This is a genomic window from Fundidesulfovibrio soli (assembly GCF_022808695.1).
GTDB lineage: Bacteria > Desulfobacterota > Desulfovibrionia > Desulfovibrionales > Desulfovibrionaceae > Fundidesulfovibrio > Fundidesulfovibrio soli.
Genome location: NZ_JAKZKW010000003.1, coordinates 138475 through 155311 on the forward strand (window position 1 = coordinate 138475; position 16837 = coordinate 155311).

A 16837-nucleotide genomic window follows, 5' to 3' on the forward strand; every position below is an offset into this window, starting at 1 on the left:
TGGTGGGGCGGGGGGCGCCCCACCGCCCCGATGAAGTCATTCCAGGGCGCCATCAAGCAAGCCTGGGCAGGCTCGTGAATGCTCCGCCCGGAGCGTGTGAAGCTGCCCGGGCGGAGTGCGCTCTCAGTTCAGCAGTTCCAGGGCGGGGCCACGAGTTCAGCGTCCCAGCCGTGTCCGAGCAGCCTGGCCCGGGCCTCCACGTAGCGGGAGAAGGTCTCGATGGCCTCCTTGAGTTCCGCCAGCGGTACGGCTTCCTGGCAGCACGGATGCTTGGTGATGGTCTCCAGCAGATGCACGTCGTCGAGCGAGACTTCGAACTTGCTGCCGCACTTGCATTTGATCTTCAGCAGGTGCGGAATGAGCGGGGTGGTGGTCACGAAATCTGTTTCCCTTGGCACGGACGGCATGGAGTCGGGCATGGTGGCCTCCTTGGCTTGTCGCGGGACGGACGCCCGGGACGTGGCGGGGTGGAACGCGGCCTTCGGGATCCTGCTTTGCGGCTGGGGCCGGAATGCACGGCACGCAAGGCGCGGCGAGACTCTGCGTGTGGCCAGTCCGGCCGCGCGAGCATTTGAAAGAACCAGGGCTGACCCAAGCGGCCGGGACTCAGGAGCGCTCGCTTTAGTGCGATGCGGAGCGCGAGAGCCTTCGCCGGCCGCGTGCGCTTGGTGATACAGCACGACAATATCGCACGCGACATGACTGTAATATGCAACACATTGATATTGTTATTTATCTATCATTGTCACCTTTTGTAGCATATAACGGGGGATTGTCAACGGCGTGTTGCTGAAATGGCGTGCGGGCCGTCATTGTCCAGGGTGTCGCACTTAACTGGACCAGGCAAAATAATCGCTCCCGACGCGCGTATGTTGATGTTGTGCAGGCTCATTGCATGGCGATCAATTTGATTATGTTCAGGATGCATCACCCCGTTGCGGTTGTGGCCAGGGCGGCCCGCCTCCTTCGGCCAAGGCTGGCCGAAAAAACAAGCCCCGACGGACCCGAAGGTCCGGCGGGGCTTGCCAGCGATCGAGGGAGCCGAAGCGGTTCCCTGTGAAAGCTCTTTGATAAAGAACTAGGCGGTCTTGGGGGCCTTTTTCTTTTTCTTCTTCTTGGCCATCTGCTCGATGGAGGAGCCCTTCTCGGAAGAGGTGGAGGGGGTCTCGAAAGCGAAGGCGACGGAGGTCATCAGCAGGCAGGAAGCCACAGCCATCAGGACGGCTTTCTTCATTGTAATCTCCTTGGGGTTGTTGCCATGTCGTAATGCGTTGAACTCCGCGATGCGACGCGCGTGGTGGGGACGCATCGCATCACGTGGGAAGTGGCTACGCCGTCCTGCATTACCGCTCCCTTTCGCTCGGGTTACAGAACTGTAAGACTTGCGCCGTTCTGAAACCACCGGCGCATTGACACCCGTAAGGGCGAGGACTAATTTGCCTGTCATGCGCATTCTGCTTGTCGAAGACGACCCCAAAATCGCCGCGTTCATCTCCCAGGGCCTCAAACAGAACGGCTTCGCTGTGGATCAGTGCGCCACCGGAACCGACGGCCTGCATCTGGCCCTGACGGAGTCCTACTCGGCCGCCGTGGTGGACGTGATGCTCCCCGAGCTCGACGGGCTCAAGCTCATCGAGGAGATGCGCAAGCAGCGCGTGAACACCCCGGTGATCATTCTTTCCGCCAAGCGCTCTGTGGACGACCGCGTCCGGGGCCTCCAGTCCGGCGGGGACGACTACCTCTCCAAGCCGTTCTCCTTCGCGGAGCTGCTGGCCAGGCTCCAGGCGCTCATCCGGCGCTCCACCAGCACCGCCGAGACCACCCACCTGAGCGTCGGCGCCCTGAGCATGAACCTGCTCACCCGCGACGTGACCCGCGACGGCTCGGCCATCAGCCTGCAGCCGCGCGAGTTCTCACTGCTGGAGTTCTTCATGCGCAACCCGGGCAAGGTGCTCTCCAAGACCATGATCATGGAGCACGTCTGGAACTACAACTTCGATCCCCAGACCAACGTGGTGGACGTGCTGGTCTGCCGCCTGCGCAACAAGATCGACCGCGATTTCAATCCCAAGATGCTCTCCACGCTGCGGGGGGTTGGCTATGTCCTCAAGCCTCCTCGCAACGATTAGGCGCAGCACCGGCTTTCGCCTCACAGTCCGCTACGCCGTCGTCTTCATCCTGAGCTCCCTGGTGCTCTTTGTGCTGGCCTACATGCTGCTGGCCAACGCCGTGCGCACGCAGGATCAAAAGCTCATCACTGAAAAGCTCAACGAGTACAGTTATATCGAGCGCACCAAGGGGCTCGCCGCGCTGGTGGAGCTGGTGCGGCGCGACTTGGAAGACTACGAAGAGCCGGATTCCTTCGTGCGCATCCTGGACAGCAAGGGCGCCGAACTGCTCACCCTGGCCCCGCAGACATGGCGCGGCGTGCCGGCCAAGGCCCTGGAGGACAGGCTCCACGAGGGCGGGCAGTGGCTGCTCTGGAAGTCCGAGGAGACGGGCGAGGTCTACGAGTTCGGGCTGCGTAGGCTCTCCAGCGGCGCGGCCATCATCGTGGGCGGCGACGCCCGCTCCCGCGAGGCCCTGCTGAGCGAGTTCCAGCGCATCTTCCTGGGCATCACGGTCACGGTTGTGGCGCTGGGCGTCATCGTGGGCACGGTGCTCTCCTACCGCAGCCTGGCCCCCATCCGCGACCTCATCGCCACGGTGAAGTCCATCGAGCAGGGCAGCCTTGGGGTCCGCGTGCCCACGCGCGGCACCGGCGACGAACTGGACGAGCTGGCCAGCCTGTTCAACTCCATGCTGGGGCGCATCTCCACGCTCATCCAGGGCATGCGCGACGCCCTGGACAACGTGGCGCACGACCTGCGCACCCCCTTGACCAGGGCCAAGGCCGTCATCGAGACGGCGTTGCAGGCCGACCTGAACGAGACGGGGCTGCGCGAAGCGCTTATGGACTGCGCCGAGGAGAACGAGCGCATCCGCACCACGCTCAACACCCTCATGGACATCTCCGAGGCCGAGACGGGCACCATGCGCCTGGACATCCGGCGCGAGGACCTGGCCCTGCTCATCGAGGAGAGCGCCGAGGTCTACGAGTACCTGGCCATGGAGAAGGGCGTCGCCCTCGTCACCGACGCCACGCCCGGGTTGTACGCCCTGGTGGACGGCGGGCGCGTGCGCCAGGTGCTGGCCAACCTGCTGGACAACGCCCTCAAGTACTCCAAGCCCGGCGGCAGGGTGCAGTTGCGCGGGTGGAGCGAGGGGGGGCACGTACGCGTGATGGTGAGCGACGAGGGGGAGGGCATCCCCGCCCAGGACATGCCGAGGATCTTCGAACGGCTCTACCGGGGCGACAAGAGCCGCACCCACCGGGGGCTTGGGCTCGGGCTGTCGCTGGTGCGGGCGGTGCTCAAGGCCCACGGCGGGGATGTGAGCGTGCGGAGCGTTGTGGGGAAGGGCAGCGAGTTTGAGTTCACGCTGCCGGGGGCGGCGTAGGGCCGCGCCTACTCGAACGGCCCCTTGGGCCAGTGCTCGCTGCGGTCCTTGAACACCTTCTCCAGCGCGGCGTATTCCTTCCTATCCTCTTCGGTGCGGGCGTAGCTCCTGGCCTTTTCCATCTGGAAGCGGGTCTGGCGGCGGTCGCCGGTGTAGACCGCGCTGTAGGCCAGGTTCAGGTGGGCGTGGAAGAGGTCGCCGGCCTCGCCGTAGGTGCGCCCGAGCTGCTGCCTCACGTCGGGCGATTCGGGCATGGCCATCACCACCCTGCGCATCAGGTCCAGCGACTCCTTGTAGCGGCGCTCCTGCGCCAGAATCTGCGAATACTCGGCCAGGGCCACCATGTCCCTGGGGTTGGCCTCCACGGCGCGGCGCAGCAGGTTCGAGGCCCGGTCGAACTCCCGAACCTTCAGGTAGAACTGCCCGGCTTCGCGCAGCCAGAGCGCGTCGTTGCCGCCCTCCTTGAGCGCCGCCTCGAAGGCCGCGCGGGCCTTGTCGTTCTCGTTGGTGCGGCCCAGGGCCATGGCCAGGCCCAGGCGGTCCAGCTTGGTCATGGAGGCGCCCTTCTTGCCGTAGTAGCCGATGGCCAGGGCCGGGTCGCCGTAGCGGCTGCGGATGATGGTCTGCACGCGCAGGAAGCGCTCGTCGCGGTTGGGCCGGGCGGCGATGTCCTTGCTCATGCGGGTGACCCGTTCGGTGAGGTAGCCGATGCGCTCGTTGATGTCCGGGTGCGTGGACAGGTAGGAGGGGATGGACCCGTACCCCTTGAATATCTTCATGCGCTGCATGATCTCGAAGGCGTGGGGCAGGCCGCCCGGAGGATAGCCCGCGCCAACCAGGTAGTTCATGCCCACTTCGTCGGCTTCGCGCTCGTCGTCCCGGGAGTAGTTGAGCATGGCCTGCTGGGCGGCGGCCTGGCTGCCCATCATCAGGGCCGCGCCGCCCTCCCTGGAGCCGCCCGCGGCGCCCAGGGCGAAGCCCGCCAGCACCCCCAGCATCGTGGCGATGCTCATGGCGCGACCCGTCTCGATGCGTTTGGCGATGTGGCGCTGCGTCACGTGGGCCAGTTCGTGCCCCAGCACGCCCGCCACCTCGGATTCGTGCTCCATGTTCAGGATCAGGCCGGTGAACACGAACACGTAGCCCGCGGGCGCGGCGAAGGCGTTGACGGCGTTGTCCTTGACCACGGCCACGGTGAACTTGAAAGGCTGGGGCGGCATCTGGCGCACCAGGCTGGCCACGATGTCGCGGGTGTAGTCCACCACCTCGGAGTCGTCGATCATGGGCAGCTTGGAGCGGATGAGCACGTTGAACTTGTCGCCGAGCTCCTTCTCGTCCTTGATGCCGAAGCTGAAATATCCGGCCTGGGCCTGGGGAGCGCCCAACCAGGCGGGGAAAACCGTCACCAGCGCCAGGGCGAGGGCCATGGCGCGGGCGAAAGGCCCGAAACTGCGGGAATGGGCGGAGTGCATGGGAGGTTTATAAACCCTTTGCTGGCGTTGGCAACAGCGGAGCGCAAGCGGCGGAGGCGCGGGCTCCGTCTGCTAGTCGCCCTTTGGGGGGAGAAGGTTACCGGCGCTTGCCGGTTCCCGAACGGGCGGGCTCAAGTGTGGCGTTCCAGACGTTCAAACCTTCGAACAAGCATGGATGTGCGGGGCCCAGGCTTCCCGCGCGAGAATGGTTGTGCGATTCTCCGTATGCACACACATCCGTACGCGTTACGGCGCCAGGGAGCAGACAACGAAAAATCCCCCCGGAGCGGGCTCCGGGGGGATCGAAAAGACACAAGGACGGGAGCGAACCTAGCGGTTCATCATGTCCAGGAACTCCTTGTTGCTCTTGGTGCCGCGCATCTTGTCCAGCAGGAACTCCATGGAGTCGATGGGGCTCATGGGGGCCAGGAACTTGCGCAGGATCCACACGCGGTTCAGCTGGTCCTCGGGGAGCAGCAGCTCCTCCTTGCGGGTGCCGGAGCGGTTCAGGTCGATGGCGGGGTAGACGCGCTTCTCGGAGAGGTGGCGGTCCAGGTAGAGCTCCATGTTGCCGGTGCCCTTGAACTCCTCGAAGATGACCTCGTCCATGCGCGAGCCGGTGTCGATGAGCGCGGTGGCGATGATGGTCAGGGAGCCGCCTTCCTCGATGTTGCGCGCCGCGCCGAAGAAGCGCTTGGGGCGCTGCAGGGCGTTGGCGTCCAGGCCGCCGGAGAGCACGCGGCCGGAGGAGGGGGTCACGGCGTTGTAGGCGCGGCCCAGGCGGGTGATGGAGTCCAGCAGGACCACCACGTCGCGCTTGCGCTCGACCAGGCGCTTGGCCTTCTCCATGACCATCTCGGCCACCTGCACGTGGCGCTGGGGCGGTTCGTCGAAGGTGGAGCTGACAACCTCGGCGCGCACGGTGCGTTCCATGTCGGTCACTTCCTCCGGGCGCTCGTCGATGAGCAGCACGATGAGGTAGACGTCGGGGTTGTTGGCGTTGATGGAGTTGGCGATGGTCTGCAGCAGCATGGTCTTGCCGGTGCGGGGCGGGGCCACGATCAGGCCGCGCTGCCCGTGGCCGATGGGGGCCAGAAGGTCGATCACCCGGGAGGAGTAGTTCTTGTCCCCGTTCTCCATGACCAGGCGGCGGTTGGGATAGAGCGGGGTCAGGTTGTCGAAGAGCACCAGGTTCTTGGAGGCCTCGGGGGGCTGGAAGCCGATCTCGGAGACTCGCAGCAGTGCGAAGTAGCGCTCGCCCTCTTTGGGGGGGCGGATCTGGCCCGAGACGACGTCGCCCTTGCGCAGGCCGAAGCGGCGGATCTGCGAGGGGGAGACGTAGATGTCGTCGGGGCCCGGCATGTAGCTGTACATGGGGGAGCGGAGGAAACCGAAGCCGTCAGGCAGGATTTCCAGCACGCCCTCCCCGAAGATGGAGCCGTTCTGCGAGGCGCAGTTCTGCAGGATGCCGAAGATGAGCTCCTGCTTGCGCATGCCGCTGGGGTTTTCAACATTGAATTGGATGGCCAATTCCATGAGCTCGGGCATGCTTTTCAGCTTGAGATCGGAGAGATTCATCGAGAACTCCGTGCGGATGTGATTGGAGAGCTGAAGGCCGCCGCCAGGGGCACGAGCCCGGCGGAGAGGGTGCCTGCGTCATTAATGTCGACGCAATACGACGTGGATACGATCAAAGGCATAGAGTGCGTTGATGGACGAAAGCCGCCGATTGTTGTGGGGGTATTCCACCCTTCATCATACAGAGGTGGAAATCAAGTCCTGCCTGTTCGCCTATGTGCAAGCTCCGCACATTCCGCGCCCGAAGGGGGACGCTTCGTGCGCCACAGCCCGCCATGCAGAGTACCGCATATCGCAGTGTATCTCTTAAGGTGCTGGATGCTTTATGAACGCGGTGTGAGTGAATTTATGGCTTGCCCAGGACGGTCCATATATCATTTTGAAATGGTGTCAAGGGCGGGCCGGTCTCCGTGTGAAAAAATGCTCAATTACCGCATCATTCGGGAGTCTTGGGCTTCAGCACGTCCTCAAAGAGGGCGTTGATCTCGTCTTTCACGGAATCCTGGGGGATCTCCAGCGAATAGGCGACTTCCAGGGTCAGCAGGCCGGTAGCCTGCTCCAGCAGCCTGCGCTCCCCGAAGGAGAGCTCCTTGCCGCCGCCTATGAGCAGCAGCTCCTTGAGCACGTAAGCCACATCGCCCAGGTTGCCGCTTTTGAGCTTTTCGGAATATTCGCGGTAACGCCTGTTCCAGTTCTGCCCGGTGTAGCCGGTGAAGGTGGAGCGGTCCTTGAGGGACTCCATGATGGCCCGGGCCTCATCAGGCGGGCAGACGTGGCGCAGGCCCACGTTCACGGCGTTCTTCACGGGGACCATCAGCGTGACGTTGTTGGTCAGAATCCGGACGATGTAGAAGTCAACGGCTTGGCCCCCCACGGTCTGGGACTCGATCCGCTCGACTTTGCCCACACCCTGGGCAGGGTAAACCACTAACTCGTCCAGAGAAAACACGTGGGCGAAACTCCTTGCTGTCACATGAGCCAGGGGATTGCTGAGGGATGCCCGAGGCGGATTTGCCAGACGCCGCCCCCGGTGGGAGTCACAGAAAAGGCGGCCTGTTCAAAGCGCGAGTCAGCACACATTTCTGATATCCCAACCGCCCCAAAGAGTCCAGTATTCAGAGGTTCGGGATGGCACTCTCTTCAGGTCGCGGGCTGGAATGCCCCGGCCTCGCGCATGGCGATGTCGAGGCCTTTCCCTAAATAGAGACGCAGCGCGGCTGCTGCGGCGGGCAGAACGGCGCGCACGGCGGCCTCTTCAGAGGATGAAAAGTCCTGCAGCACGTAGGCGGCCACGTCCATCTTGCCCTCGGGGCGGCCGATGCCCAGGCGCAGCCGGACGAAATCCTGCGATCCGGTTTCCGCCGCGATGGACTTGAGCCCGTTGTGCCCGGCCAGGCCCCCGCCTTTCTTCATGCGCATGCGCCCCAGGGGGAGGTCCAGTTCGTCGTGGACCACCACGAGGTCCTCCACGGTGAGCTTGTAGTAGCGCAGCGCGTGGGCCACGGCCCTGCCGGAGAGGTTCATGAAGGTCATGGGCTTGAGCACGAGCACTTCGCCCTCGACCCCGGGCAGGCGCAGGGCGTGGAGCACGCCGTCCTTGCCCATGGAGAGCTCGCGCGAGGAGCCGGACTCCAGGAGGGCGTCCACCGCCATGAACCCGAAATTGTGGCGGGTGCCGCGATATCTGGGGCCGGGGTTGCCAAGCCCCGCGATGAGGGTGTGCGCTGCCATGGGTCCTCAAAAAAATCTTGGCCGGGGTCACCGTCGGGACCCCGGCCAAGGAGACGGAACTGGGGGAGTGTTATTTCCCGCCTTCGCCCTCGGCTTCGGCAGTCGGGGAGATGACGGCCACCACGGCGAAGTTGCTGTCGAACACGGCCTTGACGCCCTCGGGCAGGACCACGTCCTTGATCTGGATGGCCTGGTTGATCTCCAGCCCGGCCACGTCGATGACGATCTTGTCGGGGATGTTGGCGGGCAGGCAGACCACTTCCAGGTCCTCGTGATAGATTTCCAGCTTGCCGCCCACGACCACGCCCTTGGGCTTGCCCTTGACCTCAACTTCCACGCGGACGTGGATCTGCTTGGTCGGGTCGACGCCGTAGAAGTCCACGTGGTCGATCTGGTTCTTGTAGGGGTGGGCGTCCACGACCCAGATCAGGCTGGGGTGGGTCTCGGTCTTGCCGTCGTGGTCGATGATCAGGTCGAACACGCGGGAGGAGCCAACCTTCTGGAAGACCTTGCGGAAGGGCAGGTCGGCCACCACCACGGGAATGTTCACGCCTTTGTCGTCATAGTAGACGCCGGGGACCATCTTCTGTGCGCGCAGGCGGCTGTTGGGGCCTTTGCCTCTCTCGGCGCGGCCCTGGACGGTGAGGCTCAGTTGTTCCTTCATGTCGATATCTCCTTGTTCCGCCTGGCGGCGATGACTAGCTGGTCTTGTTGAAAAGCACGCTCACCGAGGACTCGGTGTGGATGTTGTGGATGGCCTTGGCCAGCAACCCCGCCACGGAGAGCACCTTGATCTTGTCGCAGGCCTGGGCCTCGGCGGAGAGCGGGATGGTGTTGGTGACCACCACCTCCTTGAAGGGGGAGGCGCTGAGGCGGTCGATGGCGGGGCCGGAGAGCACGGGGTGCGTCACGCAGGCCATCACCTCGCGGGCGCCGTTTTCCAGGAGCACCTGAGCGCCCTGGACCATGGTGCCCGCCGTGTCGATCATGTCGTCGATGAGCACGCAGGTCTTGCCCTCGACATTGCCGATGACGTGCATGGCCTTGGCCTGGTTGGGCGCGTCGCGGCGCTTGTCCACGATGGCGAGGCCGCAGTTCAGGCGCTTGGCGAAGCTGCGGGCGCGCTCCACGCCGCCGGCGTCCGGGCTGACCACCACCACGTCGCCTTCAACGGCGTCGCGCACGTACTCGGCCAGGATTCCCATGGCGTAGAGGTTGTCCACCGGCAGGTTGAAGAATCCCTGGATCTGGCCCGCGTGCAGGTCCACCGTGAGCAGGCGGTGCATGCCCGTGACCTGCAGGATGTCGGCGACGAGCTTGGCGCTGATGGGCGCGCGCGGCGAGACCTTACGGTCCTGCCGGGAATAGCCGTAGTAGGGCACCACGGCCGTCACGCGGGAGGCGCTGGCGCGCTTGAGCGCGTCGAGGATCAGGGCCAACTCCATGAGGTGGAAGTTCACCGGCAGGCAGGTGGGCTGGATCACGAAAACGTCTGACCCGCGCACGTTGGCGCCGATCTCCACCCGGATCTCGCCATCGGAAAAGGTGCTGACCATGGAGGGCAGCAGAGTGCAGCCCAGATGGTCGCAAATGGCCCGGGCAAGCTCCGGGTTGGCGTTGCCGGTGAGAATTTTCAGATCCCCGTGGGTGGCCATAGTGTTCCCGTATAGAAAGTTGTGGCTGGGGAGGAAGGACTTGAACCCTCGAATGCGGGGACCAAAACCCCGTGCCTTACCGCTTGGCGACTCCCCAACATGTGCCGCTACAACCGCGACAACCAGACCGAATGGCCTTCGCCGGCCAGCGCGTCCCGGGCGAGGCCCGCTTGCGGCTGGTCACGGAAAAGGCCGAAAACAGCGGAACCGGACCCGCTCATGCAGCTCGCCGCGGCGCCCAGGACCGTCATGCGCTGCTTGAGGCGGCGCACGCCGGGGAAATCCCTGAAGACTGCGGACTCGAAACTGTTGGCTATAAAGGTGCCGGAAACGCAAAACGGTCGCATACTCGCAGGACAGCCGCTTGTCAAGCGGGGGGTGCCTGTTTGGGTGGCGTCGCCAAGGTGCATGGCGTCCCAGGCGCGGTAGGCCCAGGCCGTGTTCACACGCTCCGCGGGCACCGCCAGCACCAGGTGCATCCCGGCGAGCATCGTCTCGACAGGTTCGAGCATCTCGCCCACGCCCGTGGCCCAGGCAGGGCGGCCCAACAGGAAGAAGGGCACGTCCGCCCCCAGGGAGGCCGCCAGGGCGGAGAGCTCCGCGCGGCCCAGGGCCGCCGCGCCGGCGTGGCCGTTGAGCCAGGTCAGCATGGCAGCCGCGTCCGCGCTGCCGCCCCCCAGGCCCGCGCCCGAGGGGATGGACTTCTCAAGGTGCGCATCCAGCCCAGAGCGACTGCCCGTGCGCAGGGCGAAGGCCTCGTAGGCCCTGGCCACCAGGTTGTCGGGTCCGGCCAGGGTCTGGTCCGAGCAGGTGAGGCGCAGCCCGGGCTCCCCCCCGGGGGTCAGCCGCAGCACGTCATGCGGTTCGGCAACGGGGAGGAACAGCGAGCGCAGCTCGTGGTAGCCGTCGGGGCGCACCTCGACGATCTCCAGATAGATGTTGACCTTGCAGCTGATCCGCAGGGTGTCGCTCATTGCTTCTCCGGCAGGGCCACGGCGCGGAAGAGATTCTGCTGGCCGCGCTTGATCAGCAGCAGGACCACGCCCTTCTTGCGCGCGTCGCCCTCGATCACCTTGGTGAAGTCGGCCACGGAGTCGATGGGCGTCTGGTTGGCCTCCAGAAGCACGTCGCCCGCCTTGACCTCGGCGTCGGCCGCCGGGGAACCAGGCGTCACTTCGGCCACCAGCAGGCCCTTTCCTGCGGGCATCCCCGCGGCGAGCGCCTCCTCGGGCTTCAGCGGGCGTAGGCCCAGGCCCACCTGGGAGGCCGCCTTGGATTCCGTCGTGATTTCGGTCTTGGCCGCGCTGAGCTTGGCGGCGTCGCGCTGGCCCAGGGTGGCCGTGAGGGTCAGGGCCTTGCCCTTGCGCCACACGCCCAGCTCGGTCTTGCTGCCGGGCCTGAGAGCGGCCACCGCGCGCAGCATGGCGGCGGAGTCCTTGACCTCGCGGCCGCCCACGGACGTGATCACGTCGCCTACCTGCACCCCGGCCTTGGCCGCGGGTTCGTTCTCCATGACGGAGGTGATCAGCGCTCCCTTGGCTTCGTCCATGCCCAGGGCCTTGGCGGCGTTCTCGTCCACGTCCTGGATGGAGACTCCCAGCCAGCCGCGCTTGATCTCCTTGTGCTCGCGAAGGTCCGCGATGACGGAGGCGGCCATGCTCGACGGGATGGCGAAGCCGATGCCCTGGCCCGAGGCCACGATGGCCGTGTTGATGCCCACGACCTTGCCGTCGAGGTTGAGCAGCGGACCGCCGGAGTTGCCGGGGTTGATGGAGGCGTCCGTCTGCAGGAAGTTGTCGAAGGGGCCCGCGCCGATCACGCGGCCCTTGGCGCTCAGGATGCCGGCGGTGACCGTGTTGTTCAGCCCGAAGGGATTGCCGATGGCCACCACCCAGGCCCCGACCTTGAGGGCTTCGGAATCGCCGAACTCCAGGAAGGGCAGGTCGCCGCCGTTCTCGATCTTGACCACGGCCAGGTCCAGTTCGGGGTCGCGCCCGATCACCTTGGCGGGCAGGGGTTTGTCCTTGCCGCGCAGTTGGACCTTGATCTCCTCGGCGTCCTCGACGACGTGGTTGTTGGTGACGATGAAGCCGTCCTTGGAGATGACGAACCCCGTGCCCATGGAGCGCTGCCGCTTGGAGGGGGCCTCGTCTTTGAAACGGCGCTGGAACTGGTCGAAGAAGTCGTCAAACGGGCCGCCGCGCGGGTGGTTCTTGAGGAAGTCGCGCAGCTTGTCCTCGGTGTTCACCGAGCGCACGGTGCTCAGGTTGACCACGGCTGCACCGGCGGTGTCGGCAAGTTCGGAAAAATCGGGCAGATTCACCCGGGCCTGGGCAGGGAGGCAGAGGCCCAGGCAGAGGACGATCATGGCTGCTGCGGTCCACCGTGACATTGGAGGCTCCTGGAGTCGCGCATGCGCGGAAGTGTGTTGCGGCCGATGACTATACCCCTCCCGCGCGGAATGTAAACCGCACTCTCGCGCCAGACCGCACAGGGGGTTGACCCGGGGCGGCCCCCTCGACTATCAAGACGGTCCTTGCATGGTCCCGTAGCTCAGGTGGATAGAGCGATCGCCTCCTAAGCGATAGGCCACAGGTTCGAATCCTGTCGGGACCACCACGCATGAAAGGGAGCCGGCGTAGCGCCGGGCTCCCTTTTTTCGTCTCGGACTTATGGCGCGCTTGGTCCCTACAACGGTGGCGCGCCTGTCCTTTTTTCTGCCTGGCGCCGGTTGGGCGGCAGTCTCGCGGTACACCCTGGATGATCCGTCCAGGATGCCCGGCCGGTTCATGTGGCCCGCCACGGCAGGCATTGCGCGCCGTGATGCTGTGGCATCCGGTGCCGGGATTCACCCGGGGCATTGCCATAACACGCCGCAGGGGTCACCCTCTGTTGAACAACTTGCTGAGAAAGCTCCCTTGTTTCGGTTGGTGCGTTGGCACGACAGAGATATGGTTTGCAGTCAACTTGGTGACCATCTCGGTGAATGCCTTGGTGATCTTGGCGTCGGGATGGTCCTCATAAAGCAAGGCCCCGCTTTGGCAGCAAGAGCTGACGCGCTTGTAGTCGTTCGGGATCGTGTGAAAAACATCAGTTCCGACAAATTTTGCAATGTCTTCGAGGCTCAGCTTCGAGTTCGAGTCATACCTGTTGACGATGAAGTGTATTTTTGAGGGGAACGTTTCATTGTAGTCCGTGAGGAACTTGATCAGAAGCTTGGCGTTGCGCAGTGATTGGACATCGGCCTGGATGACGATCATGATGTAATCGGATGAGTTCAGGAGGGCGATGTCGATTTCGCTGAGGCCAGAGCCGTGGTCGATGGTGATGTATTGGTAATACCCCCGGGCGACTTCGAGGATTGAAGACATGGCCTCGATGGACGCCAGGGGGATTTCGTTGTGGTGTGAGATCGGCGGCAGCACACTGAGGCCGGAGCGGTGCTTGGCCGCAACGTTGGTCAGCAAGGATGTGTCGAGGCGGTGCACTTCGCGGACAAGATAGCCGATGGTGTGGACGGGGGTCATGTCCAGAATGACATGGGCATCGCCGAGGGGTTGGTGCAAGTCCATGAGCAACGTGTTCCGTTCGCTCAGTTGCAGCAGCAACGCGGTGTTGGTGCATATCGACGTGGTTCCGACGCCGCCTTTCGCGCCAAGGAACGATACGACCCGGCACGGCATGTCGACGCGGCTTCTGTCCTTCTTGAACCGTTTGATGAATACGTCGAGCGAGGCTTCAAATTTATTCGCGGATAAGGGCAGGAGGAAATAGCCGCGGGCCCCGGCGTTGACGAACTCCAAAATGCGGGAGTGGCTGGCCTCTCCTGAAATGACGAAGATCTCAAGGGCAGGGTTTATCTCCAGGAAGTTACGCAGATCCATCAGCGCCTTGCCGAAGTCGTTGCCGATTTCGATGATATAAATGTCAGCGTAATATGGATATGTTGTGATGATAGAGAACTCAGGGTGTGCCGCCATGTACCCGTAGATGATCTTGGATGCGGCCTTGTCTGCGACTTCTATGCAAACCTTAATCTGCGTGTCCATTGTGTCTCCTGAAGAATGCAATTAGTCGCGCGCATTGCAGCGCCAGCGATTGACAACGTCCGATATGAGCGATCTTCTGAAACATTCCTTTTCCCAGGATTGCGAAACCGGGAGGGATTGTCTTTGTGGCATCTGGTTCGGCTGCAGCATGTTGAAGCGGAGCCGCATGGGCATCGACACTGCGTCTCCGACTACAACCGCATCGCGGGTCCGCAGGGACGGCAACATCTTGAACAGGCTCAGGTCGTTCTCGGGAAGCGCGGTGTTGACGAACTCCTGGTCTGCGGAGGTGGTCAGCCGCAGGCAGAACAATGTGTTGCACTGCGACAATATGCGCTGGGATATGTCGGCAGGGCGCTGGGTGACGATGCCAAGCCCTATGCCGTACTTTCTTCCCTCCTGGGCGATCCGCGCGATGGCACGCCCTGCGGGGAGCATGGAGGTCTGCTCGTCCCTCGAGACGTACCGGTGCGCCTCTTCGCAGACCAGCAGGACGGGAGGGGTGTTGGCCTTGTCACTCCAGACTGCGAAGTCGAAAATGATGCGGGCTACGAGTGAGATGAGTACGTTGACAATGTCGCTAGGTGCCCCGGCAAGGTTCAGGATGGTGATGGGTTTGCCGTCCGACGGTATGCGCAGTATTCGCGACAGGATTTCAGCAAAGTTGTCGTGTACGATGAAGTCCGAGAACATGAAGTCAAAGCGCTTGTCGGATTTGAGTTGCTCGATGCGGGCAAGGATGGCCAGATAAGGCAAGGAACTTCCAGGCTTGTCCAGCTTCCCCATCTCCTCGTTGATCAACTCCTGGACCCGGCTCAAACGATAGGGCGTCGGCGTGTCGACAGTTATGTTGAAAGGGCGGTTGTCAGAACTGAGATATTCCAGTTTCGCGGATGTTATGCAGTTGAACAGGATTTGTGATTGCAAGTCCACCTGGGTTGAGTCGCCTTGGCATAAAACGCGCTTGGTTTCCTCAAAGTTCAAGAGCCAGTATGGGAGGGAAATGGATCTGACGTCGATGTATTCTGATCGATCTTGAAAAGCGGTTTTGTATTCATCATGCGGGTCGATCAAAATGACGTGCCCGTGTGGGTATTTGTCGAGGATGGCTTGGAGCACGACTACGAGGGAGCAGGACTTCCCCGCGCCGGTGGAGCCAAGTATCGCAAAATGTTTGCTGATAAGCTCGTCGACGTCGATGTTGATGGGGATGTCTTTGTTCTGGTGGAGCACTCCGACTTTGACGGATCTGCGGAATGGCAAGCCGTATACTTCGTTCAGATCGTCGCGCGTCACGGCTTGAATGCTCTGCCCAAAGGTTGGGTATGAGGATATGCCACGTTTGAAGCGAAAGTTGCCGGTTGCGGACAGGGCTGTTTCGCCGAACAATTCGACGCGGAACTGGTAGCTGGTTCGCGGCAGCCCGCACTGCCCTGGCTCGATGGCGTTGCACTCGGCTATCATTCCGTACACAACTGAGCTGGTTGTTTGTATTTTTACGATATTCCCTATGTATATTGAATTCGGGATGCCGCCATCATCACCTTGAGTGAACAGGCCAGTGATGGAAGAGCTTGATGTCGCCGTGACGTGCCCCAGGTGATTGTCTTCTTTGTCAGGCCCGTTCTGAGTACCATTTGTGTTCATTGCATTGTTCATAATGTGATAATGTCGAGTGCAATCCGTGAGGGATGTGCATCATCCATACCTTGGTTTCCGTTTCGTTATCGTGTTGCGGACGTTGCCTTGCAATCGTTGCCATTTTCCAGCACTTTCATTGACTGACCAGGGGGACAGGTGTCCTCGTCGGGGCAATTGGAGCAGGCGGCTCGACATTGATGGACGGGGGCGCAGGCTGCACAGAAGGTGAGGCGGCACCCTTCGCGTCGGGAGGCGGCACCGGTCCGGGTTCCTCCGTGGGCATCTGGAGCGGCTTGACGGATGCGGATTCCTTCTGGATTGCGCCATAACGGATGATGTTTTCGTGGGCAGGTTTGTAGACCGTAGGGCTGGCGCTGATGGCCTTGTTGAACATCTCCATGGCCTTCTGGTGGTCGCCTGCGTCGATGAAACAACACCCCGTATTGTTGAGGGCGAATGCCTCGCCGCCACTCGCCTTGAACGCTTTGAAGGCATCGTCGAATCGTTTGAGGCGGCAATATGTCAAAGCCAGGTTGTTCATCGTGCGTTTCGAATTGCCAAAACTCAACGATCGAACGAACGCATCCCGGGCGTTGTCGTACTGACCGAGGATGAAAAACGATATTCCCAAGTTGTTGAGTATGTTCTGGTTGCCGCCGGTTTGCGCGATCACCGCTTGAAATTCCTTGACGGCCAGGTTTGCCTTGCCAGTCTTGTTGTAGGTCGCCCCGAGAAGATATCTTGCGTAACTGTTGCCCTGGTCTTTCGGGACGAGGTCGGCCAGCCTGGCCTCGGCTGCCGCATAATCTCCCGCCATGTAGGCGGAGTATCCGCCTAATGTCGCGGCTTCGTGATTGTCCGGCGCGATTCGGGAGACCTCCTCGAAGCTCTTCACAGCCTTTGCATACGCGCCAACCGACAAATATGCTTTCCCCTTGCGTAATTCTGCGGCATCCTTGGGGAATCCAGCTTTCACGGCCTGGTCCAGAAGCTCGATGGCCACGGCGATTTGGTCCGCCGCGAGCGCCGCGTCCGCCTGGGCCACCAGTTGGGTGTATGCTTCCTTGCCCTGCCCTGCCTTTAATTTGTCAGCGTCTGTTTTGTGCTGAAGTTTCGAGCAGCCCTGCATGGCGACCGTGGCGGCCAGGAGAGCAAGCAACGGGAGAATGGCACTCATGCATCTGGCGTACGTAAGGTTACTTCTAATCATCTG

At 62.7% G+C, this 16837-nt stretch carries 15 protein-coding genes and 2 tRNA genes; 3 read left to right on the top strand and 14 right to left on the bottom strand.

The genetic code is table 11. The features are described from left to right. Window positions 1–128 precede the first annotated feature (128 nt). On the bottom strand, window positions 129–419 hold the full coding sequence (locus tag MLE18_RS05930) for a hypothetical protein (protein ID WP_243368233.1): 291 nt from the start codon (window positions 417–419) through the stop codon (window positions 129–131). Window positions 420–1078: 659 nt separating this feature from the next. After that, a complete protein-coding gene (locus tag MLE18_RS05935) occupies window positions 1079–1234 on the bottom strand; it encodes a hypothetical protein (protein ID WP_243368235.1) in 156 nt (51 codons plus the stop codon). A 211-nt stretch (window positions 1235–1445) separates the two neighbouring features. Here MLE18_RS05935 and MLE18_RS05940 point away from each other — a divergent pair, with 211 nt between their 5' ends. Next, entirely contained in the window at window positions 1446–2129 is a 684-nt protein-coding gene (locus MLE18_RS05940) for a response regulator transcription factor (protein WP_243368237.1), read from the top strand. Further along, on the top strand, window positions 2101–3498 hold the full coding sequence (locus MLE18_RS05945; protein ID WP_243368239.1) for a sensor histidine kinase: 1398 nt from the start codon (window positions 2101–2103) through the stop codon (window positions 3496–3498). Before MLE18_RS05940 ends, MLE18_RS05945 begins: the two co-directional genes overlap by 29 nt. Window positions 3499–3506: 8 nt before the next feature. Here the strand turns inward: MLE18_RS05945 and MLE18_RS05950 are convergent, their stop codons facing one another. The 9 genes from MLE18_RS05950 to MLE18_RS05990 all read right to left on the bottom strand — a co-directional run bounded on the left by MLE18_RS05950 (window position 3507) and on the right by MLE18_RS05990 (window position 12326). Beyond that, on the bottom strand, window positions 3507–4970 hold the full coding sequence (locus MLE18_RS05950) for a M48 family metallopeptidase (protein WP_243368241.1): 1464 nt from the start codon (window positions 4968–4970) through the stop codon (window positions 3507–3509). 330 nt (window positions 4971–5300) lie between these two features. Further along, window positions 5301–6548, bottom strand: a complete 1248-nt coding sequence (rho, locus tag MLE18_RS05955) for a transcription termination factor Rho (RefSeq protein WP_243310489.1) — start codon at window positions 6546–6548, stop codon at window positions 5301–5303. Window positions 6549–6984: 436 nt separating this feature from the next. Then, window positions 6985–7497 (bottom strand): CarD family transcriptional regulator, encoded by a 513-nt coding sequence (locus MLE18_RS05960; RefSeq protein WP_243368243.1) that lies wholly within the window; start codon window positions 7495–7497, stop codon window positions 6985–6987. A 191-nt stretch (window positions 7498–7688) separates the two neighbouring features. After that, window positions 7689–8279 carry an aminoacyl-tRNA hydrolase gene (gene pth / locus MLE18_RS05965; protein WP_243368245.1) on the bottom strand — a complete coding sequence of 197 codons (591 nt, stop codon included), beginning with the start codon at window positions 8277–8279 and terminating at the stop codon, window positions 7689–7691. Window positions 8280–8349: 70 nt separating this feature from the next. Beyond that, window positions 8350–8943: a 50S ribosomal protein L25/general stress protein Ctc gene (locus MLE18_RS05970; protein ID WP_243368247.1), complete on the bottom strand. Its 594-nt coding sequence runs from the start codon at window positions 8941–8943 to the stop codon at window positions 8350–8352. A gap of 34 nt (window positions 8944–8977) precedes the next feature. Continuing rightward, a complete protein-coding gene (locus MLE18_RS05975) occupies window positions 8978–9934 on the bottom strand; it encodes a ribose-phosphate diphosphokinase (protein WP_243368249.1) in 957 nt (318 codons plus the stop codon). 22 nt (window positions 9935–9956) lie between these two features. Continuing rightward, a tRNA-Gln gene (locus MLE18_RS05980) sits at window positions 9957–10031 on the bottom strand. A 10-nt stretch (window positions 10032–10041) separates the two neighbouring features. Further along, on the bottom strand, window positions 10042–10908 hold the full coding sequence (gene ispE, locus MLE18_RS05985; protein ID WP_243368251.1) for a 4-(cytidine 5'-diphospho)-2-C-methyl-D-erythritol kinase: 867 nt from the start codon (window positions 10906–10908) through the stop codon (window positions 10042–10044). Then, on the bottom strand, window positions 10905–12326 hold the full coding sequence (locus MLE18_RS05990; protein ID WP_243368253.1) for a DegQ family serine endoprotease: 1422 nt from the start codon (window positions 12324–12326) through the stop codon (window positions 10905–10907). Before MLE18_RS05990 ends, ispE begins: the two co-directional genes overlap by 4 nt. 150 nt (window positions 12327–12476) lie before the next feature. Here MLE18_RS05990 and MLE18_RS05995 point away from each other — a divergent pair. Continuing rightward, window positions 12477–12553: transfer RNA gene (locus MLE18_RS05995), tRNA-Arg, on the top strand. A gap of 263 nt (window positions 12554–12816) precedes the next feature. Here the strand turns inward: MLE18_RS05995 and MLE18_RS06000 are convergent. From MLE18_RS06000 to MLE18_RS06010, 3 genes are all read right to left on the bottom strand, one after another. Continuing rightward, on the bottom strand, window positions 12817–13983 hold the full coding sequence (locus MLE18_RS06000; RefSeq protein WP_243368255.1) for a CpaE/TadZ family protein: 1167 nt from the start codon (window positions 13981–13983) through the stop codon (window positions 12817–12819). Between the two features lie 21 nt (window positions 13984–14004). Further along, entirely contained in the window at window positions 14005–15630 is a 1626-nt protein-coding gene (locus MLE18_RS06005) for an ATP-binding protein (protein WP_243368257.1), read from the bottom strand. A 127-nt stretch (window positions 15631–15757) separates the two neighbouring features. After that, the gene (locus tag MLE18_RS06010; protein WP_243368259.1) at window positions 15758–16801 is read right to left on the bottom strand and encodes a tetratricopeptide repeat protein; all 1044 of its coding nucleotides are present in this window, start codon (window positions 16799–16801) and stop codon (window positions 15758–15760) included. Window positions 16802–16837 lie beyond the last annotated feature (36 nt).

Coding starts and splice junctions, on each gene's coding strand:
- MLE18_RS05930 (WP_243368233.1), bottom strand. CDS start 419: ATGCCCGACTCCATGCCGTCCGTGCCAAGGGAAACAGATTTCGTGACC.
- MLE18_RS05935 (WP_243368235.1), bottom strand. CDS start 1,234: ATGAAGAAAGCCGTCCTGATGGCTGTGGCTTCCTGCCTGCTGATGACC.
- MLE18_RS05940 (WP_243368237.1), top strand. CDS start 1,446: ATGCGCATTCTGCTTGTCGAAGACGACCCCAAAATCGCCGCGTTCATC.
- MLE18_RS05945 (WP_243368239.1), top strand. CDS start 2,101: ATGTCCTCAAGCCTCCTCGCAACGATTAGGCGCAGCACCGGCTTTCGC.
- MLE18_RS05950 (WP_243368241.1), bottom strand. CDS start 4,970: ATGCACTCCGCCCATTCCCGCAGTTTCGGGCCTTTCGCCCGCGCCATG.
- rho (WP_243310489.1), bottom strand. CDS start 6,548: ATGAATCTCTCCGATCTCAAGCTGAAAAGCATGCCCGAGCTCATGGAA.
- pth (WP_243368245.1), bottom strand. CDS start 8,279: ATGGCAGCGCACACCCTCATCGCGGGGCTTGGCAACCCCGGCCCCAGA.
- MLE18_RS05970 (WP_243368247.1), bottom strand. CDS start 8,943: ATGAAGGAACAACTGAGCCTCACCGTCCAGGGCCGCGCCGAGAGAGGC.
- MLE18_RS05975 (WP_243368249.1), bottom strand. CDS start 9,934: ATGGCCACCCACGGGGATCTGAAAATTCTCACCGGCAACGCCAACCCG.
- ispE (WP_243368251.1), bottom strand. CDS start 10,908: ATGAGCGACACCCTGCGGATCAGCTGCAAGGTCAACATCTATCTGGAG.
- MLE18_RS05990 (WP_243368253.1), bottom strand. CDS start 12,326: ATGTCACGGTGGACCGCAGCAGCCATGATCGTCCTCTGCCTGGGCCTC.
- MLE18_RS06000 (WP_243368255.1), bottom strand. CDS start 13,983: ATGGACACGCAGATTAAGGTTTGCATAGAAGTCGCAGACAAGGCCGCA.
- MLE18_RS06005 (WP_243368257.1), bottom strand. CDS start 15,630: ATGAACACAAATGGTACTCAGAACGGGCCTGACAAAGAAGACAATCAC.
- MLE18_RS06010 (WP_243368259.1), bottom strand. CDS start 16,801: ATGAGTGCCATTCTCCCGTTGCTTGCTCTCCTGGCCGCCACGGTCGCC.